The 18,950-nt window shown below is 71.4% G+C and carries 13 protein-coding genes; 7 read left to right on the forward strand and 6 right to left on the reverse strand.

The features are described 5' to 3' along the window. Positions 1–5 precede the first annotated feature (5 nt). Positions 6–641 (reverse strand): hypothetical protein, encoded by a 636-nt coding sequence (locus OL358_RS07450; RefSeq protein ID WP_264709335.1) that lies wholly within the window; start codon positions 639–641, stop codon positions 6–8. A 58-nt stretch (positions 642–699) separates the two neighbouring features. Between OL358_RS07450 and rlmN the strand changes: the two genes are divergently transcribed. The 3 genes from rlmN (at position 700) to OL358_RS07465 (ending at position 6,046) form a co-directional block, all read left to right on the forward strand. Further along, a complete protein-coding gene (gene rlmN, locus OL358_RS07455) occupies positions 700–1,944 on the forward strand; it encodes a 23S rRNA (adenine(2503)-C(2))-methyltransferase RlmN (protein ID WP_264709336.1) in 1,245 nt (414 codons plus the stop codon). Between the two features lie 272 nt (positions 1,945–2,216). After that, positions 2,217–3,950, forward strand: a complete 1,734-nt coding sequence (locus OL358_RS07460) for an ABC transporter ATP-binding protein (RefSeq protein WP_264709337.1) — start codon at positions 2,217–2,219, stop codon at positions 3,948–3,950. Next, complete coding sequence (locus OL358_RS07465) at positions 3,947–6,046, forward strand: ABC transporter ATP-binding protein (RefSeq protein ID WP_264709338.1); 2,100 nt, start codon at positions 3,947–3,949, stop codon at positions 6,044–6,046. The genes OL358_RS07460 and OL358_RS07465 overlap by 4 nt, the downstream gene beginning before the upstream one ends. A gap of 7 nt (positions 6,047–6,053) precedes the next feature. On the opposite strand, the gene OL358_RS07470 is transcribed toward OL358_RS07465, so the two are convergent. After that, a complete protein-coding gene (locus OL358_RS07470) occupies positions 6,054–11,441 on the reverse strand; it encodes a hypothetical protein (protein ID WP_264709340.1) in 5,388 nt (1,795 codons plus the stop codon). Positions 11,442–11,637: 196 nt separating this feature from the next. On the opposite strand from OL358_RS07470, the gene OL358_RS07475 reads away from it, so the two are divergent. Continuing rightward, entirely contained in the window at positions 11,638–12,138 is a 501-nt protein-coding gene (locus OL358_RS07475; RefSeq protein WP_264709341.1) for an NUDIX domain-containing protein, read from the forward strand. Here the strand turns inward: OL358_RS07475 and OL358_RS07480 are convergent. From OL358_RS07480 to OL358_RS07495, 4 genes are read right to left on the reverse strand one after another with little or no spacing between them, the layout of a single operon-like run. Next, positions 12,135–12,665 carry a ribonuclease H family protein gene (locus OL358_RS07480; protein ID WP_264709342.1) on the reverse strand — a complete coding sequence of 177 codons (531 nt, stop codon included), beginning with the start codon at positions 12,663–12,665 and terminating at the stop codon, positions 12,135–12,137. The genes OL358_RS07475 and OL358_RS07480 overlap by 4 nt on opposite strands. A 10-nt stretch (positions 12,666–12,675) precedes the next feature. After that, positions 12,676–13,143, reverse strand: a complete 468-nt coding sequence (locus OL358_RS07485; RefSeq protein WP_264709343.1) for a GbsR/MarR family transcriptional regulator — start codon at positions 13,141–13,143, stop codon at positions 12,676–12,678. Between the two features lie 8 nt (positions 13,144–13,151). Then, the gene (locus tag OL358_RS07490; RefSeq protein ID WP_264709344.1) at positions 13,152–14,771 is read right to left on the reverse strand and encodes an ABC transporter permease; all 1,620 of its coding nucleotides are present in this window, start codon (positions 14,769–14,771) and stop codon (positions 13,152–13,154) included. Beyond that, positions 14,768–15,712 (reverse strand): ATP-binding cassette domain-containing protein, encoded by a 945-nt coding sequence (locus OL358_RS07495; protein ID WP_264709345.1) that lies wholly within the window; start codon positions 15,710–15,712, stop codon positions 14,768–14,770. Before OL358_RS07495 ends, OL358_RS07490 begins: the two co-directional genes overlap by 4 nt. A 174-nt stretch (positions 15,713–15,886) precedes the next feature. Between OL358_RS07495 and OL358_RS07500 the strand changes: the two genes are divergently transcribed. Genes OL358_RS07500 through prpB form a run of 3 tightly spaced genes read left to right on the forward strand, consistent with a single transcriptional unit; the run spans position 15,887 to position 18,946 of the window. Next, on the forward strand, positions 15,887–16,513 hold the full coding sequence (locus OL358_RS07500; RefSeq protein WP_264709346.1) for a GntR family transcriptional regulator: 627 nt from the start codon (positions 15,887–15,889) through the stop codon (positions 16,511–16,513). 7 nt (positions 16,514–16,520) lie between these two features. After that, entirely contained in the window at positions 16,521–18,047 is a 1,527-nt protein-coding gene (locus OL358_RS07505; protein ID WP_264709347.1) for an MmgE/PrpD family protein, read from the forward strand. Beyond that, a complete protein-coding gene (gene prpB / locus OL358_RS07510; RefSeq protein WP_264709348.1) occupies positions 18,047–18,946 on the forward strand; it encodes a methylisocitrate lyase in 900 nt (299 codons plus the stop codon). Before OL358_RS07505 ends, prpB begins: the two co-directional genes overlap by 1 nt. Positions 18,947–18,950 lie beyond the last annotated feature (4 nt).

The following is an 18,950-nucleotide window of genomic DNA, read 5'->3' on the forward strand; positions in this document are numbered from 1 at the left end:
CCCGGTCAGGGATCGTCGCCGAGCATCACCGTGACCGCGCGGTCGTGGTTCCACCAGAAGCCGAGGCGCTCGTCCGGTCTCATGCCGACGGGACGGTCCTCCGGGGTGATCGACGCGTACGCGACCGAGACGAGGAGCGCGCTCTGCTGCCGAAGGGCAGCTGGCACGCAGCGCACGCGGGACTCGCCGTTGCGCTCGATCGCGATGCAGTGCTCACGCTGCAGACCGGTGCCGTCGACGGAGGCGCCGGCGATCCAGACATCCCAGCCGAAATAGGTGCCCAGCGGATAGGCCCACTCGACCGTCCCGGTGCTGGGGAAGTCCGGCACCGCCGTCGCGGACGGCAGGTCGATGTAGCGCCCGAACGACCCGTCGAGCGGGATGTGCAGCAGGGGCACGGCGTCGCCGTCCCACGCGAAGGAGTATGCGGCGCGTGCGTCGCGCACGGCCGGTGCGAGCAGCGCCCGGGTGAGCGGCTCGGGCTCGGGCGGAAGCAGGGCGCGCACCAGCACGGTGCCGCCGATCGCCAGGATCGCGGCGCAGCCGATCGCCGCGAGCGTGATCGCCGCCCGGCGGGACAGCGCCGGGGGACGCGGCGCGTGCGTCGCGTCGACGCGGGTGGCGGCATCCATGACGTCCACGAGCACCACGGTAGTCCCGATCCGGGCATCGTTCAGGTGCGTCCCCTACCCTCGGAGCATGACCGACCAGCCCCCCGTGCGCACCACCAAGCCCCGTCAGGTGCGTCCCGCCACCGAGGGCTGGACCCAGCAGAAGGATGCCGAGGGGCGTCCTCTCCTGCAGTTCGCATCGCCGAAGCGGGGCAAGCCCCCGGTGCACCTGGCCGATCTGACGCCCGAGCAGCGCGTCGAGAAGGTCAAGGAGCTCGGACTCCCCGGATTCCGCGCCAGGCAGCTCGAGAAGCACTACTTCCAGCACTGGACCCACGATCCCGCCGCCATGACGGATCTTCCCGCCGCCGGCCGCGAGGAGTTCGTGCACGGGATGCTGCCCCCGCTCCTCACCGAAGTGCGCCGTCTCGAGACCGACCGCGGCGACACGATCAAGTTCCTCTGGAAGCTCCACGACGGCGCGCTCGTCGAGTCCGTGCTCATGCGCTATCCCGGCCGCATCACGCTGTGCGTCTCGAGCCAGGCGGGCTGCGGAATGAACTGCCCCTTCTGCGCGACCGGCCAGGCGGGGCTCACCCGCAACATGTCGGCGGCGGAGATCGTGGAGCAGATCGTGCGCGCCAACCGCCTGATCGCCGATGGCGGCCTCGGCGGGAAGAAGCGCGACGACCATTCCGCGGAGCGTGTCTCGAACATCGTCTTCATGGGCATGGGGGAGCCGCTCGCCAACTACGCCCGCGTGATGCAGGCTGTGCGCGTCATGACCGACAAGGACCACGGTCTCGGCATGAGCGCCCGCGGGATCACCGTGTCGACGGTGGGGCTCGTGCCCGCGATCACCAAGCTCGCGAACGAGGACATCCCGGTGACGTTCGCCCTGTCGCTCCACGCGCCCGACGACCGCCTGCGCGACGAGCTCATCCCGGTGAACTCCCGGTGGAAGGTCGACGAGGCGCTGGATGCCGCGCGCGACTACTTCGACAAGACGGGTCGCCGCGTGTCGATCGAGTACGCCCTCATCAAGGACATGAACGACCACGCGTGGCGCGCCGACCTGCTGGCCGAGAAGCTCAACGCCCGCGGCCGCGGCTGGGTGCACGTGAACCCGATCCCGCTCAACCCGACCCCGGGTTCGATCTGGACCGCGTCCGAGGTCCCCGTTCAGAACGAGTTCGTGCGCCGTCTCAACGAAGCCGGTGTTCCGACGACCCTTCGCGACACGCGTGGCAAGGAGATCGACGGGGCCTGCGGTCAGCTGGTCGCCACGGAGGACGACGAGGCCGTCGCCGCCGTCACCCCGCTCGAGGCCTGAGGGCCGCCGGTACGCGCGCGGGTTTCCTGCAGACGCGCCTGTCGAGGCGGACCGCGCTCGCCGTAAACGGCGCGCAAGCCCGGGAACGCGTCACCTCCAAAGCGCGATATATCGTGTTAGGGTGAACGCCGGATGCCGCAGCCCGGCGTCCGATCCTTCCCTCTCAGCCCCTGTGGACGACCGCGCTGCCATGTCGGCGGGTCGTGGCAGGGTGGGGGCATCTCATCCTTCGGACGCCGGCCGCGGCATCCGTCAGAGTCCTGGAGATCTCCGTGCTCGCAAAACTCCTCGTCCGCTATTTGAAGCCGTACGGCTGGCTCATGCTCGGCGTACTGGTGTTCCAGTTCGCGTCGGCACTCGGCTCGCTGTACCTGCCGAGCCTCAATGCCGACATCATCGACAACGGCGTCTCGAAGGGCGACACCGAGTACATCTGGCGCACCGGCCTCGTGATGCTCACCGTCTCACTCGCGCAGATCGTCGCCGCGATCATCGCGACGTACTTCGCCGCCAAGGCCGCCATGAGAATGGGGCGCGATCTGCGCGACGGGATCTTCGAGCGCGTCTCGAGCTTCTCCGAGCGCGAGGTGAGCGGGTTCAGCGCGGGGTCGCTCATCACCCGCAACACCAATGACGTGCAGCAGGTGCAGATGCTCGCGATGATGGGCGCGACGTTCCTGGTGTCGGCGCCCCTGCTCGCGATCGGCGGCGTGCTGCTCGCGATCGAGCAGGCCCCCAGCCTCGCGTGGATCATCGCGGTCTCCGTGCCCGTGCTCCTCGTGGTCGCCGGACTGCTGATCGTCCGCATGGTGCCGCTGTTCCGCAGCTACCAGGGCAAGCTCGACGGGGTGAACCGGGTGATGCGCGAGCAGCTCACCGGCATCCGGGTGATCCGCGCGTTCGTGCGGGAGCCGATCGAGGAGGAGCGCTTCCGTGAGGCCAACACCGACATCATGGTCGTCGGCCGCAAGGTGGGATCGCTCTTCGTCCTCCTCTTCCCCGCGGTGATGCTCATCCTCAACGTGACCGTGATCGGCGTGATCTGGTTCGGCGGGATGCAGGTGGACGCCGGCGACATCCAGATCGGCACCCTTTTCGCCTTCATGCAGTACATCATGATCATCCTCTCGGGGGTCATGATGGCGAGCTTCATGGCGCTCATGATCCCTCGCGCGGCCGTGTCGGCCGAGCGCATCGGCGAAGTTCTGGCGACGAAGTCCACCCTGACGCGATCGGCCGATGCCGAGCCGCTGCTCCCGACGCCCGGCGTCGTGTCGTTCGACGACGTCACCTACACCTACCCGGGCGCCGAGCATCCGATTCTGTCCGGCATCAGCTTCCGCGCAGAGCCGGGGGAGACGGTCGCGATCGTCGGATCGACCGGCGCCGGCAAGAGCACGCTGATCTCGCTGCTGCCCCGCCTGTTCGACGTCACCGACGGCGCGGTGCGGGTCGGGGGAGTCGATGTGCGCGAGGCGGATCTCGATGCGCTCTGGGCCGCGATCGGCCTCGTCCCGCAGCGCCCCTTCCTCTTCACCGGAACCATTGCCTCGAACCTCCGGTTCGGCAAAGAAGACGCCACGGATGCCGAACTGTGGCGGGCGCTCGAGATCGCGCAGGCGAGCGACTTCGTGAGTCAGATGCCCGAAGGACTCGACTCCCCGATCGCGCAGGGCGGCACGAACGTGTCGGGCGGCCAGCGACAGCGTCTCGCGATCGCACGGGCCATCGTCCACGCGCCGCAGATCCTGGTGTTCGACGACTCGTTCTCGGCCCTCGACCTCACGACCGACGCGCGGCTGCGCCAAGCGCTCTGGAGAGAGCTGCCGGAAGTGACCAAGATCGTCGTCGCGCAGCGCATCTCGACGATCACCGACGCGGACCGCATCGTGGTGCTCGACGACGGCGGGATCGTCGGACTCGGCACACACGCGGAATTGCTGGAGACCAGTCAGACCTACCGCGAGATCGTCGAATCCCAGCTCGGAGCGGAGGTCGCGCGATGAGCGACGAGAAGCGTACCCGCGCGCGTTCGCGCAAGCCCGTCGAGCAGGTGCTCTCCGCCGAGGAGAAGCTCGAGATCGAGATGGGCGAGCAGGCGCGCATCGCCGCCGACGACTGGTCCGGTGCTGTCGCGCCGGGCAAGGCGGCCCGATTCGGCCCGTCGTTCCGCCGCCTGCTCGGCCTGCTCAAGCCCAGCGCCGTGCCGTTCGCCTTCGCCTCCCTCCTCGGGGCGATCGGCGTCGTGCTCGCGGTGCTCTCGCCCAAGGTGCTCGGCGAGGCCACCAACATCCTCTTCGAAGGCGTCATCTCCGGCATGGCCCCGGCCGGTGCCACCCAGGCGCAGGTCGTCGCCGCCCTCGAGGCGCAGGGTCAGCAGGACCTCGCCAACATCGTCGGCGCCATGCGGCACTTCGTCCCGGGCGCGGGTGTCGACTTCATCGCCTTGAGCCGCGTCCTCCTGATCGTGCTGGCGCTGTACTTCGCGTCCTCGCTGCTGATGTGGCTCCAGGGCTACGTCATCAACGTGATCATGGTGCGCACGATGTGGCGCCTGCGCGAGGACGTCGAGGCGAAGATCAACCGTCTGCCGCTGCGCTACTTCGATCGCGTGCAGCGTGGCGAGCTCATCTCCCGCGTCACCAACGACATCGACAACATCACGCAGATGATGCAGCAGTCGCTGTCCTCGGCGCTGACCGCCGTGCTCACGGTCGTCGGCGTGCTCATCATGATGCTGTCGATCTCGTGGCAGCTGACGCTCGTCGTGCTGATCAGCTTCCCGCTCATGGGCGTGCTGTTCGGCGTCATCGGACCCCGTTCGCAGAAGGCGTTCGGGGTGCAGTGGCGCAAGGTCGGACGCCTCAACGCGCGCGTCGAGGAGTCCTTCTCGGGTCACGCGCTCGTCAAGGTCTTCGGCCGTGAGGAGGCGTCGCGCGAGGCGTTCCGCGTCGAGAACGAAGAGCTCTACCGGGCATCGTTCACCGCGCAGTTCCTCTCGAACATCATGATGCCCGCGATGATGTTCATCGGGAACCTCACCTACGTCGGCATCGCCGTCTTCGGCGCGCTCATGGTTGCGGGCGGCCAGCTGCGGCTCGGCGACGTGCAGGCGTTCATCCAGTACTCGCAGCAGTTCACCCAGCCGTTGTCCGAGCTCGGCGGCATGGCCGCCGTGGTGCAGTCGGGCACGGCATCCGCGGAGCGGGTCTTCGAACTGCTCGACGAGACCGAGGAGGAGCCCGACGCCGCCGACGCGCCTGCGCCGGTGGACGGCGACGGCACGATCGAGTTCCAGGACGTCACGTTCTCGTACTCGGCCGATCGTCCGCTCATCCACGATCTGTCCTTCCGGGTCGAGCCCGGCCAGACGGTCGCCATCGTCGGTCCGACCGGCGCGGGCAAGACGACCCTGGTCAACCTCATCATGCGGTTCTACGAGCTGGAGGGCGGGCGCATCCTGCTCAACGGCCAGAGCATCGCCGAACTGACGCGTCGCGACATCCGGGCCAAGACCGGCATGGTGCTGCAGGATCCGTGGCTGTTCGCCGGCACGATCCGAGACAACATCCGGTACGGGCGGGCCGACGCGACCGACGCCGACATCCTCGAAGCCGCGCGCGCGACCTACGTCGACCGATTCGTGCACTCCCTCCCCGACGGGTACGACACCGTCCTCGACGAGGAGGCGTCGAACATCTCGGCCGGCGAGAAGCAGCTCATCACCATCGCCCGGGCGTTCGTCGCCCAGCCGTCGGTGCTCATCCTCGACGAGGCGACCAGCTCGGTCGACACGCGCACCGAGCTGCTGCTGCAGCACGCGATGGCCGCGCTCCGCAAGGGACGCACGTCGTTCGTCATCGCGCACCGCCTGTCGACGATCCGCGACGCCGACCTGATCCTGGTGATGGAGAACGGCGGCATCGCCGAGCAGGGCAGCCACGACGAGCTCATCGCTGCGAAGGGGGCGTACTTCCGCCTCTACAACTCGCAGTTCGAGCAGGCCGCGACCGATCCCGACGACGTCCTCGGGGCCCTCGAGCGCGCCGCCGAGCTCGACGAGCTCGACGAGATGGAGGAGGAGGGCTCGCCGGTACGGTGAGCCCGGGTCACTCGTCGGCGCCGCGGGCCGTGGTCACGTTGCCCGCGTCGTCGACGACCTGCAGAATCCACCGGTAGTCGGCGCCGAACTCGGCCGGAATCTCGGCCGACCAGGCGTCGCCGTCCTCCGCCCGCAATTCGACGGCGCGCCATGTCTGGAGAGCATCGCCGGAATCGGTCGTGGCGACGAGGAGCAGTGCGCGCGCCACGCTCCCGGATGCCGACGGATCGACCGCGACGGCCCGGAAGGTCGAACCCGCGGCGGTCGTCGTGATCACCGGGGCGACCGCATCGTCGGCGTCGCCGTAGACCACCTCGAGCTCCACGGCGGGGAAGCCTTCGTAGCGCGAGCCGCCGCCGGCGTCCGCCGACAGCCGGGCGGCGGTCGCGACCACGACCGTGACCGATCCGTCGGGACCGACCTGGTGCGTCAACGTCGCGAGGACCGTCGCCGATGACGGCGGCGTGCGAGCGGCATCCGATCGCGAGGTCCTCGACCGAGGGTCGGCGACCGCGGGCTCGACCGGGTCACGCCATTGAGAGCTGAGCCCGGTGACGAGCACACCGCGAGCCACCGCGCCGTCGTCGTCGGTCGAGGGTACGGCCCGCGTGACGACCGGGACCAGCGCCTGCCCGGTCACGCTCAGCGGATTCTGCCCGTCCGCGGTGAGGAACACCTTCGCCGCGCCGTCCGCGTCGGTGAGGGTGACCGTCGCCAACGAGGGGCTGAGCCGGAGCGTCCCCGTGCCGTCGTCCGCGAGCGCCGCCGCCTCCGGGAGCGGCGGCGGCTTGGTCGAATCGCGGAACGTGTAGAGGGGGATGCCGTAGAAGATCGTCTGCTCGAGAGAGAGCTCATCGTCCTCGCCGTACTGCGCGGCCGCCGCGAGGGCGGACTGCTTCGCGAACGCGAGCGCCGATCCCGCCGAGACCGGGCCTTTCTCGCCGCTGACGCCGATCCACGCGGCGTAGAGCGCGAGCAGGCGCTCACTCGGCCCGAACCCGGTCTCGTCTGCGAGACCGCATCCGGTGCTCCCGACGAACGCCCCCGCCGCGGTGAACGTGCGGGCCCAGTGCGGCTCGTCGCCGTAGACCGACTCCGGCAGGTGAACCCCCGAGTGGCATCCGAGCGACAGCGCGAGCGCTCCCTGGAGGTCTTCCGCCGGGGCATCCGGATCGAAGGTCTCGTCGGCAGCGGGAGGCGGCGATGGACGGTGGTCCTCCGCCTCGAGGGCGGCATCCTCCTGCGTCGCATCCGCGGCATCCGAGATCATGCGCCACTCGTCGCCGACGGCGTTGAGCGAGATGATCCCGGGAGCGGCGCTCTCCGCTGACGGGGACAGCGCGGATTCGGCATCCGCCGTCGTCCACCCGGCCTCGAGGATCACGTCGCTCCCGCCGGTCCGCCAGCTCAATGCCGCGCTCAGCGCCTCGGGGAGATCGGACCATGGACCGTACCCGGCGGCGAGGAGGGAATCGGCCTCGAGCACTCCCTTGGCCCAGCGGAAGCGATCCAGCTGGGCGCGGATCTCGTCGGGTGTGTCGATCAGCCGACCGATCCCGACCGTCGGCACGTAGAGCACGTCGCCGCGCGAGGGGTAGGCGTCCGCGAGGGCGTAGGGGTCGTCGCTGAGAAGGAACCCGCCTGCCGCGGCAGCGGATTGCGGTGTCGCGCACGGGTCGATCTCTCCCGTCGAGACAGCAGGGCACGGCGTGCCGGCGCTCGCGGTCAGGCGCAGCGCGCCCGCGTGTCCCGTCTCGGTGACCGTCTCGCTGCCCTGGGCGAGCGGGGCGTGCGGGATGACGTCGTCGCCTCCGACGATGACGATCGCCGTGATGTGCGCCCGCTGCGAGCCGGTCGCGGCGGCGACGTAGCGGTTGATCTCCCTCACGACGGCCTGGCGCGCCGTCATCGAGCACGGATCCGCGTCGAGCACGGCTCTCGCGGCGGCGACGCCCGGGTCGCCGTCGACGGTGAGGACCGCGCCCTTCACCGTCCCGTCGCCGACCTCGCCGATCCCGTCGAGCGCGCGGATCGACGCGAGCACCTCGTCGACCCCGCTCTGGCCGTGCAGGTCCCGCATCCGGCGGAAGTCGGTGACGAAGACGGCGTTCGTCGCGCCGGTCACCGTGTCGCTGGCGGGCAGCACCGGCGCGACGAGCGCGCCGTCGGGATCGAGCGGATCGACAGAGCCGTACGGATCCACCGATCCGTACGGGTCGACGTACCCGTACGGGTCGTCGGGGTCGAGCGGGGCGAAGGGATCGAACGGATCGAGCGCACCCGACCCGTCCGCCTCTCCCGGCGTGGTTACCGGCGGTGCGATCCACGGAGTGCAGCGCGGAAGCGGGTCCTCGGCGGCGTAACCGACGTGGATGCTGTAGTACCCCGCCTCGGCCGCGTCACCGGATGCCGTCACCCGGACGAGCCACGGTGCGGCGCCGTCCACCGCGGTCCAGCGGGCGCCGACGGCGGCGCTTCCGCCCGCGTCCGACCGGGCGACATCGACGACGTCGTAGCCGTCGACGGTCGTCCCGAAGCCCGAGCCGATGGCCAGTCCCGGGTCGCCCGGGATCGCGCGGGACGGCGCGTCTCGCCGCATCGGGAGCCCGAGAGGCGTGGTGTCGGCGGACGGCTCCAGCAGCGTCACATCGAGCCCCAGGTCGGCGGAGCCCGCGGCCACGACGACACGCTGGCCGGCCCGCGGCGGTGCGACCCGGTACCACTGCTCGCTCGCGACCGTGCCGCTCGCCCCCACGACGCCGTAGCGCACCGTGGACTCCGCGAGATTCGGCGCGGCGCCGGGACCGGCGGACGCGGAGCCGGCCCCGAGCGCTTCGGCTGCGGCATCCGCCGTCGACTCCCGGGGTTGGACGGTGTCACGCGCGACGAGGCCGGCGGAGGACAGTGCGGCGCTCGTGACCCACTCGCCGAGGCCGCGGCTCGCCGTGTAGGCGACGGAGACCGAGCGGGTCGTTCCGCCCACCCCGTCGCCCAGGGGCAGCTGGACGAGGGGGCCGTCGACTCGCACCGTGCCGCGGTACGGCTGCTCGGCGGTCACCGACACCGGCCCGCTCTCGCCGAGCAGGATCGCGGCGGGTGCGGTGGCGGCGGGCAGACGGACGGATGCCACGGCCTCGGCGAACCGCGTCGATTCGCCCGGTCCGGGGTCGAACGTGAACCGGAAGCTCGCGCGGCCGCCGCACGCCGCTCCGGCACAGTCGTCGGGGCCGGAGACCTCGGTCGGGGCATCGGACGGGAGGGCGGCCGGGTCGAAGGCCTGCCACGGGTAGTCGCCGGGCGCGACGAGCGAGAAGAGGGCCTCGCCGACCGTGGTGCCGGGTTCGGGGGGAGCGCTCGACGAGGGGACGTCCTCGAGCGCCACGTCCTCGAGGCCGATCGCCCCCAGGTCGAGGCCCGCCGCGTCCGCCTCGGCGAGCACGGTCTCGCCGGTGACCTCGAGGTCGACGCGCTGCGCACGGACGGCTGCGCGCCACACGTCGAGCGGGGCACCCGATCCCTCGATGGCGAGTTCGGCGAGCGGCACGTCACCCAGGAGGAGCGTCGCCGCCGACAGCTCGCCGGCGGGCGTGCCCGGGCGAGCGAGATCGCCGAGCCGGATGCTGCGGACCGCGGCTGCCGCGTCCGCCTGCGCGCCCGACGTCGATCCGTCGGGGCCTTCAGCCCATTCGACGATCGACTGCAGCGTGACGTGTTCGGCGACATCGTCGGCGAACGGGGTGTCCGGCAGCAGGGCGTGCCAGCCGCCGGGAAGGTCCGGGAGATCCAGCGGCAGATCGGCCAGGACGGTCGCGCCCAGTCCGAGGCGCTCCAGCGGCAGCGCGCCCACCTCGGGCCCGAGACCGGTCGGCCGATCCTGCATGCTCCCGAGCTCGAGCCGTGCGAGCGCATCCGCCTGGTCGAGAAGGGCGGAGCCCGGGACCGCAGCGATCTCGGCCGCGGTCACATAGCGGGCGACGGCGCCGCGTCGCATCGTGTCGGTCACCGCGAGCCCGTCGTGGGTGTGCAGGTCGACCGCGGTGACCGAGCGATCCGCCGTGCTCATGTCGCCTGCCCCCGCCAGCACGACCGTCCGTCCCGAGGCCGAGAGGGCAGGGGTCTGGCCGGGGCCGACCACGATCACGTCGGCAGCGTCGCGCGCGCATCCCGACCCCACTGCGACGGCTTCCGGCCAGCGCGGGGTCGCCACCCGCACGACCGGCCCGTCGGTGTCGGTCGATGCGGGCTGACCCGCGAACGCGACGGTGGCGCCGTCCGCCGAGACGACGGGTGCGGGCTCGTCCGCGGCACCGGACGACGCGCCGACGCCGATGACGTACCACCGGCCCTCCTCGAGCACGGCGGCGACGACCGCCGGCGCTCCGGCGCAGTCCTCCGCCCGCGCGGCGATCACCGTGCCGGTGGCATCGATCGCGCCGGCGCTCGCGCCGGGCAGGACCTGCTCCGAGACCCCGGTGCGCCGGTGGATCCGGAAGAGACCGTCGTCCGTCATGGCGCCCGGCGCGGCCGCGGCGGGATCGCCGACCGAAGCGGTGACCACGATCCACTCGCCGTCGCCGCTGATCGCCGGACGGCGGAGTCCGCCCGGCACGCTGCGGCCGGCCAGCACGCGGGTCACGGCGACGTCTCCCCGCTCGCCGTCGCCGTTCGCGTCGAGGTCGGCGACGAACGCATCCGTCGCGTCGTTGACGTCGCCAGGCGTGAGGTTCGCGGCATCCGATTCGAACACGACGTAGCGTCCGTCGTCGCTGATGTCCGGCCGCACCGACGGGCCATCGGGGGTCACGCCGCCGTCGAGGCGGATCGTGGTGCGGTCGACCGTGTCGCGCACGAAGATGCTCGCGGGATCACCGGCCCGGGTGCCGGCGGCGAGGTTGCCGGCGAGACTCACGAAGGCGACGTACCTGCCGTCCGCGCTGACGACGGGATCGACGCTCAGGTTGTCCGCCGGCCCCTGGACGAGGGAGCGGTCGGGACGGCTCACGAGCAGCGGGCGGCCCGAGAACGGGTCGCTCGACCCCTGCGAGGCGGTCGCGAGGAAGATGTTCGGCAGATCCGGCCGGGTGCCGTCCGCGAGGTCGTCCGCCGTCGACGCGTACGCGACGCGCTGGCCGTCGGGGGTGACCGACGGATCCCCCGACTCGCCCCGGTCGGTGCGCGAGACGAGGTAGACGTCGGCTCCGTCGGGGTACTCCACGCCCGGGACACCGGATGCCTCCGCCCGGGCGGCGGGCGCCGGGAGCGCGATGATCCCGGCCGCCATCACGCCGACGATCAGCGCCTGCGCGAGGGTCGCGCGTGCACGCCGAGGTGCGGGCCGCCCGGCACCCCCGGCCGGTCCGCGGCCCACGAAGCTCGCGGTGGCGCGCGTTCCCATGTGCTGGTTCTCTGTGAGTCGCCATCGGCCGGATTCGACGGTCTCGACGGCTGTGCAGCAACTATGACACCGCGCACACGGCCGCGCCATGCCTCGACCGGGAGCCGCGGCATCCGCTCGCACCGAGCACGACGTCGGCGATCCGGCCTAGCCTCGTACCGCGGGATCGCGGAGCGGCTCGCTGAAGGAGGACTCCATGCCGGTGCACAGTGCGGGCCTGCTCCTGTATCGGGTGACGGATGCCGCGGCCGAGGTGTTCATCGCGCACATGGGTGGCCCATACTGGGCCGCCAAGGACGACGCGGCGTGGTCGGTGCCCAAGGGCGAATACGACCCCGACACCGAGTCGGCGCTCGACGCCGCGCGGCGGGAGTTCGAGGAGGAGCTCGGCGTCGCCCCGCCGCCCGAGCCCTACGCCGAGCTCGGCACGTGGGCGTATTCGTCGGGCAAGCGCATCACGGTCTTCATCGTCGACGGGGCGGTCTTCGACCCGGGGGACTTCGCGTTCGGCGAGTTCGAGCTCGAATGGCCGCCGCGGTCCGGGAAGACGGCGTCGTTCCCGGAGGTGGACCGGGCGGAGTGGATGCCGCTCCCCGCCGCGCGCGACAAGCTCGTGAAGGGTCAGCGCCCCGCCCTCGACGCCCTCGAACAGCGCCTTGCCGAGGCCGAGGCCGACGCCGAGGCCGACGCGGGTTAGCGGCCGTTCTTCGGCGCGGCCGAGACGTCGATGGGGTCGTGCGAGCCGAGGGACGACCAGGCGCTCTCGACGCCCTTGGCCGCGTGCTCCGACGCGCGCACCGCCCGCTCGTCGGCCCACGCGTTGAGCACGTGGCCGGAGTGGCCGCGCACGTGCTCGAGCACGACATCCGGCAGCCCGACCGCGCGCCGCGCATCGCGGGCCGCGATCAGCTGCTCGAGGATGTCGACGTTCTTCGTCGGGGCGCCGGTCGAGGTCTTCCAGCCCCGGCGCCGATGCCCGTCCATCCACTTCGTGTACGTGTCGATGGCGTACTTCGAATCTGCCTGGACGATGAGGTGCTCGACGTCCGGGTGGTCCTCGATGGCCTTGAGCAGCCCCAGCAGCTCGCCGATGTTGTTCGTGCCGGAGGGCACGGACCCCGCCGCCCAGTGCCCGTCCTCGCCGACCCACGCCCAGCCCGCCGGTCCGGGATTGCCCTTGCAGGCGCCGTCGGTGGCCACGGTGTAGCGGGAGGCGTCAGTCACTCGGGCAAGGCTACCCGCGGTCGGCGTCGCGTTCGGAACGCCACTCGTCGGCGAGGCGCGGCATCCGCTCGGCGAGGTACCGAAGGAAGTCGGCCACATCTCGCGCGCGGGACACGGATGCCGGGGCATCCGTGTTCTCGTCCGCGATCTCGTCCATCGCCGCGGCCAGCGCCCCGTACATCGGGGCGTTCGCGGTGATCACACCCGCCCACGCGTCATCGACGAGGTCGTACCGATCTCGGCGCTCGCCGGGTGTCGAGACCCGCTGGATCATGCGCAGCGAGACGAGGTAGCGCACGGCGCCCGAGACGGCGGCGGGCGAGACGCCGAGGCGTTCGGCGAGCTCGGAGGCGGTGTACCCGTCGTCGGGGGAGCCGACCAGCGCCATCATCACCCGCGCCGGCATGCGCGCCATGCCCGCTGCCGTGAGCATGGCCGCGGCCTGCTCGGCCGGTCCGGTGCCGGGGTGAGCAGCCATCGCCGCGCCTACCCCGCCGCCGCGAGTTCGCGCCGGCGCATGAGGGTGAGGGATGCCGCGGCCCCGGCGCCGACCGCGAGCAGGAGCCACCACAGGCCGCGGAGGTCGACGTCGGTCCCGTCGACCGTCGGCGTGACGGCGATGGGCGAGAGGTCCACGAGCCAGTCGGGGAATTGGAACAGCGGCCCGAACAGCCCCAGCACCATCGCGACGAGCACGAGCGTCCAGCCGAGCGGGATCGTGAGGCGCGGGGCGAGCACGAAGGCGAGTGCCGTGACGACGAGGAAGACGGATGCCGCGGCGACCTGCCCGGCGCCGGTGACCAGCACGGTGGTCATGAGGTCCCATTCGCCGTCCTGTCCGGCGATGCCGATCGCGGCGCCGCCGATGGCCGCGGCGATCACGAGCACGATGCCGACGAGCCCGACGACGAGGTAGTCGGCGAGCCAGCGCACGCGTCCGACCGGTGCGGCCAGCAGCGGTTCGGCCGTGCCGTGCGCCTCCTCCTGCCGCGCGCGGCACACGATCTGCACGGCGCAGCACGCGGCGAGCACACCGAGCATGGTGAAGAAGGTCGTCACGGTGCCCTGCTCGATGCTGCCCTCGCCCGAGATCTGCTTCAGGATCTCCTCGACGGCGGGATTCTCCGCGCCCACGTCCTGCACGATCGACGCGAGCGAGGTCGACAGCACGCCGGTGAGCAGTCCGCCGACGGCCCAGCCGATCACCGCCCCGCGAGTCAGACGCCACACGAGTGCCATCGGTGTCGAGAGAGCAGCGGATGCCGCGCCCCGCCCAAGACGCTCCGCGAGGAAGCTGCCGCCGAGGTCGCGCACCGAGGCGAGCGCGATCGACGTCGCCGCGAGCGCGATGCCCACCCCGAGGCACAGGAGCGCGGGCCACCACAGATTCTCGTCGAACGCACGCGTGTTCTCGCCCCAGCCGAAGGGCGACAGCCACGCGAGCCACGAGCTCTCCATGCTGGTGAGGTCGTCCGACGGCGTGCCGATCGCGTTGCCGATGCCGGCGAGCACGAACGTCACCATGACGGTCCACACCGCGAGGCTGTTCGCTCCGCGCGATGTGCGCAGGAGCTGCGCCGCGAGGAGTCCGACGCCGAGGAACACGACGCCGACAGCGCCCGCCGCCGAGCCCGCCAGCAGCGAGCCCTCCGCATCGAGGCCGACCGCGAGGAACGCGCCGGCGGTCAGCGCAGCGAGCAGCAGGTTCGCGAGCACCCCGTGCACGGCCGTCGCGATGATCGGCAGGCTGCGCGCGGCGGGCGTGGCGGCGATGAGCTCCGCGCGCCCGGCCTCTTCGTCGCCGCGCGTATGCCGGACGGCGAGGAACGTGCTCATGAAGGCGGCGAGGATCGCGAGCCACGGGAAGATGAGGAACACCATGAAGGCGCCCTCGTCCGCGCCCGACGGCAGGCCGCGGAAGAGCAGGATCACCGGGTTCGCGAGCGCGGCCGCGAGCAGTGACGTGCGGTCCTGCTCGCTGCCGTACGTGTCGGCGACGCCGATGTACGACGAGTACGCCAGCAGCGCGGTGCCGACGGTCCAGAGTGCGACCTGCAGCCAGTCGCGGCGCAGCCGCTGCCCGAGCAGGGCGAGGAAGCGACTCATCGCCCGTTCCCCGGTTCCTGAGACTGTCGAGGGGCCATGGCGGCGAGGTCGTCGCCGTAGTGGCGCAGGAACAGCTCCTCGAGCGAGGGCGGTGCGATGCGCAGACCGGCGACGTTGCGGCGGGAGAGTTCGGGCAGGATGCCGGCCACGGCATCGCTGTCGACGGTGAACCGCACTCGCCCTTCTTCGACCGCCGCGTCGTGGGCGCCGTCGATACCGGCCGCGGCTGCGGCATCCGCCCCCTCGAACGAGATCTCGGTGCGCGTGAGGTGCCGCAGCTCGGCCAGCGTGCCCGACTCGACGACGCGGCCCGCGCGGATGATCGACACCCGGTCGCACAGCTGTTCGACCTCGGAGAGGATGTGGCTCGACAGCAGCACGGTCGCCCCGGCCTCGCGAACGCGGGCGATCTCGTGGCGGAACGTCACCTCCATGAGGGGGTCGAGCCCGCTCGTCGGCTCGTCGAGGATGTACAGGTCGGCGGGGACGGCGAAGGCGGCGATGAGCGCGACCTTCTGCCGGTTGCCCTTCGAGTAGGCGCGGCCCTTCTTACGCGGGTCGAACTGGAACTCCTCCGACAGGCGCTCCCGCTCGGCCCGGTAGGCGTCGCCGTGCCGGGAGGCGCCGCGCAGCCGCGCCATCAGGTCGATCGCCTCGCCGCCCGTGAGGTTCGGCCACACGCTCACATCGCCGGGAACGTACGCGATGCGCCGGTGCAAGGCGACGGCATCGCGCCACGGGTCACTGCCGAACACGGATGCCTCGCCCCCGGTCTTGCGGGCGAGGCCCAGCAGCACACGGATCGTGGTGGACTTGCCGGCGCCGTTCGGCCCGAGGAATCCGTGGATCTGGCCCTGCTCGACGTCGAGGTCGAGTCCGTCCAGCGCGTGGACGCGGCCGTAGTTCTTGGTGAGGCCGTTCGTGCGGATGACTGCGGTCATGCCCCGGACGCTACGCCGATTTCACGTTTTCCTGAAGAATCCGAACGAAATCCTCACGCTGTCTGCTCGCACGGAGCCCCTATGTATACGAATGGAACCCTTGAAGGCCTCCAAGTGCCGTTGCTTCCCCTTTGTGTATACAATGGCCAGGGTCCGGAACGAGGAGGTGCTGACGTGCGAGCAAGCGATCGCGCCTACGCGACCCTCCTCGACGAGATCCAGGACGGCGCGCTCCCACCGGGCGCCGTGCTCGGCGAGGTCGAGCAGGCCGCGCGCCTCGGAGTGAGCCGCACCCCGCTGCGCGAAGCACTCGGCAGGCTCGCCGCCGACGGGCTCGTCGCGCAGCAGTCGCCCCGCGTGACCGTCGTCACGCCGATCGACGCCGACGACATCCGCGAGATCTTCGAGGTGCGCCGCGCGCTCGAGGAGTCCGCCGCGCGGCTCGCGGCGGAGCGGGGGGATGCCGCGGCCTTCGCCGAACTCGAGCGCGAGTTCGCGACGGCCGACCTCGTCGGCACCGCCGGCCTCGACGCCTACTACGGGCTCATCGCGCGGTTCGACCGCGAGCTCGACGGCTCCGTCTCCAACGACTACCTCACGTCTGCGCTGCGCACCGTCCGCACCCACCTCGTGCGCGTGCGCCGGCTCGCGCGCGACAACCCCGACCGGCTCGCGGCATCCGTCGCCGAGCACCGCCTCATCGCGTCGGCCATCGCCGCGCGCGACGCCGATCTGGCGGCGCACGCCACGCACGTGCACCTCCACAACGCGCTCTCGAACATCCTCGAATCACTGAGTTAGGACGATCATGACCGTCACCCACCACCTCCGCGTCCACCGCAGCGACGAGAACCTCGCGCGCGAGGGCCAGCTCGCCTGGCACATCGCCGAAGTCGCGGCCGACCCGGTTGAGGTCGACGCCGACGTCGTCGACATGATCATCAACCGCGTCATCGACAACGCGGCGGTGGCCGCAGCATCCCTCACCCGGGCCCCCGTGAGCGCCGCCCGCCAGCAGGCCCTCGACCACGCCGTCTCCGTCGGCGGCGCCGGGGCCACGGTGTTCGGCTGCGCCCTCGACCGCCGCACCTCGCCGGAATGGGCGGCGTGGGCGAACGGGGTCGCGGTGCGCGAGCTCGACTACCACGACACGTTCCTCGCCGCCGACTACTCGCACCCCGGCGACAACATCCCGCCGATCCTCGCCGTCGCTCAGCACGTCGGATCCGACGGCGCCGCACTCGTGCGCGGACTCGCGACCGGCTACGAGATCCAGATCGACCTGGTGCGCGCGATCTGCCTCCACAAGCACAAGATCGACCACGTCGCCCACCTCGGCCCGTCGGCGGCCGCCGGCATCGGCACGCTCCTCGGCCTTCCCGTCGAGACGATCTACCAGGCCGTCGGCCAGGCGCTGCACACCACGACCGCGACCCGTCAGTCCCGCAAGGGCGAGATCTCCACGTGGAAGGCGCACGCTCCGGCCTTCGCCGGCAAGATGGCCGTCGAGGCGGTCGACCGCGCGATGCGCGGCGAGACCTCGCCGAGCCCCATCTACGAGGGCGAGGACGGCGTGGTCGCGTGGATGCTCGACGGACCGGATGCCGCGTACGACGTGCCGCTGCCGGCTGCCGGCGAGGCCAAGCGCGGCATCCTGGACTCCTACACGAAGGAGCACTCGGCCGAGTACCAGGCGCAGGCGTGGATCGACCTCGCCCGCAAGCTCCACGGCGAGCACCCCGAGCTCGTCGACCCGGCGAACGTCGAGTCGATCGTGCTGCACACGTCGCACCACACCCACTACGTGATCGGCTCCGGTGCGAACGATCCGCAGAAGTACGACCCGACCGCCTCGCGCGAGACGCTCGACCACTCGATCCCGTACATCTTCGCGGTGGCGCTGCAGGACGGCGGGTGGCACCACGTCGACTCGTACGCCCCCGCGCGTGCCGGCCGTCAGGACACCGTCGCGCTGTGGCACAAGATCACCACGGCCGAGGATGCCGAGTGGACGCGCCGCTACCACTCGGAGGACCCCAACGAGAAGGCGTTCGGCGGGCGCGTGGTCATCCGTCTCGCGAACGGCGAGACCGTCGAGGACGAGATCGCCGTCGCCGACGCCCACCCGCTGGGCGCGCGGCCTTTCGCCCGCGAGGATTACGTGCGCAAGTTCCGCCTCCTGGCCGAGCCGGTGCTGTCGCCGGAGGAGATCGACCGTTTCCTCGACCTCGCCGAGCGGCTTCCGGAGCTCACTCCCGAAGAGGTGCAGCAGCTGACGATCGTGGCCGAGTTCGGCGTCCTCGCCGCCGCTCCCGCCCCGAAGGGCCTGTTCTGATGCTGTACTCGACAGTGCCGGCGCACGAGAAGCGGCGGCTGTTCCGCGAGCGGCTCGCCTCGGGTGAGCTGCTGCGGTTCCCCGGCGCGTTCAACCCGCTCTCGGCGCGGCTGATCGAGCGCAAGGGCTTCGAGGGCGTCTACATCTCGGGCGCGGTCCTATCGGCCGACCTGGGTCTGCCCGACATCGGCCTCACCACGCTCACCGAGGTCGCCGCGCGCGGGCAGCAGATCGCGCGCATGACCGACCTGCCGGCGATCATCGACGCCGACACCGGGTTCGGCGAGCCGATGAACGTGGCCCGCACGATCCAGACCCTCGAGGACGCGGGCCTGGCCGGCACGCACATCGAGGACCAGATCAACCCCAAGCGCTGCGGCCACCTCGACGGCAAGTCCGTCGTCGACGAGGACACCGCGATCAAGCGCATCCGTGCGGCCGCCGACGCGCGCCGCGACCCGAACTTCCTGATCATGGCGCGCACCGACATCCGGGCCGTCGAGGGGATGGAGGCCGCGGTCGACCGGGCGAAGGCGCTGGTGGATGCCGGAGCCGACGCGATCTTCCCCGAGGCGATGCGCACGCTCGAGGAGTTCGCGGCGATCCGCGCGGCCGTGGACGTGCCGATCCTCGCGAACATGACGGAGTTCGGGAAGTCCGACCTCTTCAGCGTCGAGCAGCTGCGCAGCGTGGGCGTCAACATCGTGATCTGGCCGGTCTCGCTGCTGCGGATCGCGATGGGGGCGGCATCCCGCGCCCTCGACACCCTGACCGAGGACGGCCACCTCACCTCGAAACTCGGCGAGATGCAGCATCGCGCCGACCTCTACGATCTGATCGACTACGAGCAGTACAACCACTTCGACCAGGACGTCTTCAACTTCCAGATCCAGCGCTGACGCG

It is taken from the genome of Microbacterium sp. SSM24, assembly GCF_025989145.1.
GTDB lineage: Bacteria > Actinomycetota > Actinomycetes > Actinomycetales > Microbacteriaceae > Microbacterium.

What these genes read in the sequence shown, in the direction of transcription:
- OL358_RS07490 (WP_264709344.1), bottom strand. Translation starts at nt 14,771, where the DNA reads ATGAGTCGCTTCCTCGCCCTGCTCGGGCAGCGGCTGCGCCGCGACTGG.
- OL358_RS07470 (WP_264709340.1), bottom strand. Translation starts at nt 11,441, where the DNA reads ATGGGAACGCGCGCCACCGCGAGCTTCGTGGGCCGCGGACCGGCCGGG.
- OL358_RS07505 (WP_264709347.1), top strand. Translation starts at nt 16,521, where the DNA reads ATGACCGTCACCCACCACCTCCGCGTCCACCGCAGCGACGAGAACCTC.
- OL358_RS07495 (WP_264709345.1), bottom strand. Translation starts at nt 15,712, where the DNA reads ATGACCGCAGTCATCCGCACGAACGGCCTCACCAAGAACTACGGCCGC.
- OL358_RS07475 (WP_264709341.1), top strand. Translation starts at nt 11,638, where the DNA reads ATGCCGGTGCACAGTGCGGGCCTGCTCCTGTATCGGGTGACGGATGCC.
- OL358_RS07485 (WP_264709343.1), bottom strand. Translation starts at nt 13,143, where the DNA reads ATGGCTGCTCACCCCGGCACCGGACCGGCCGAGCAGGCCGCGGCCATG.
- prpB (WP_264709348.1), top strand. Translation starts at nt 18,047, where the DNA reads ATGCTGTACTCGACAGTGCCGGCGCACGAGAAGCGGCGGCTGTTCCGC.
- rlmN (WP_264709336.1), top strand. Translation starts at nt 700, where the DNA reads ATGACCGACCAGCCCCCCGTGCGCACCACCAAGCCCCGTCAGGTGCGT.
- OL358_RS07465 (WP_264709338.1), top strand. Translation starts at nt 3,947, where the DNA reads ATGAGCGACGAGAAGCGTACCCGCGCGCGTTCGCGCAAGCCCGTCGAG.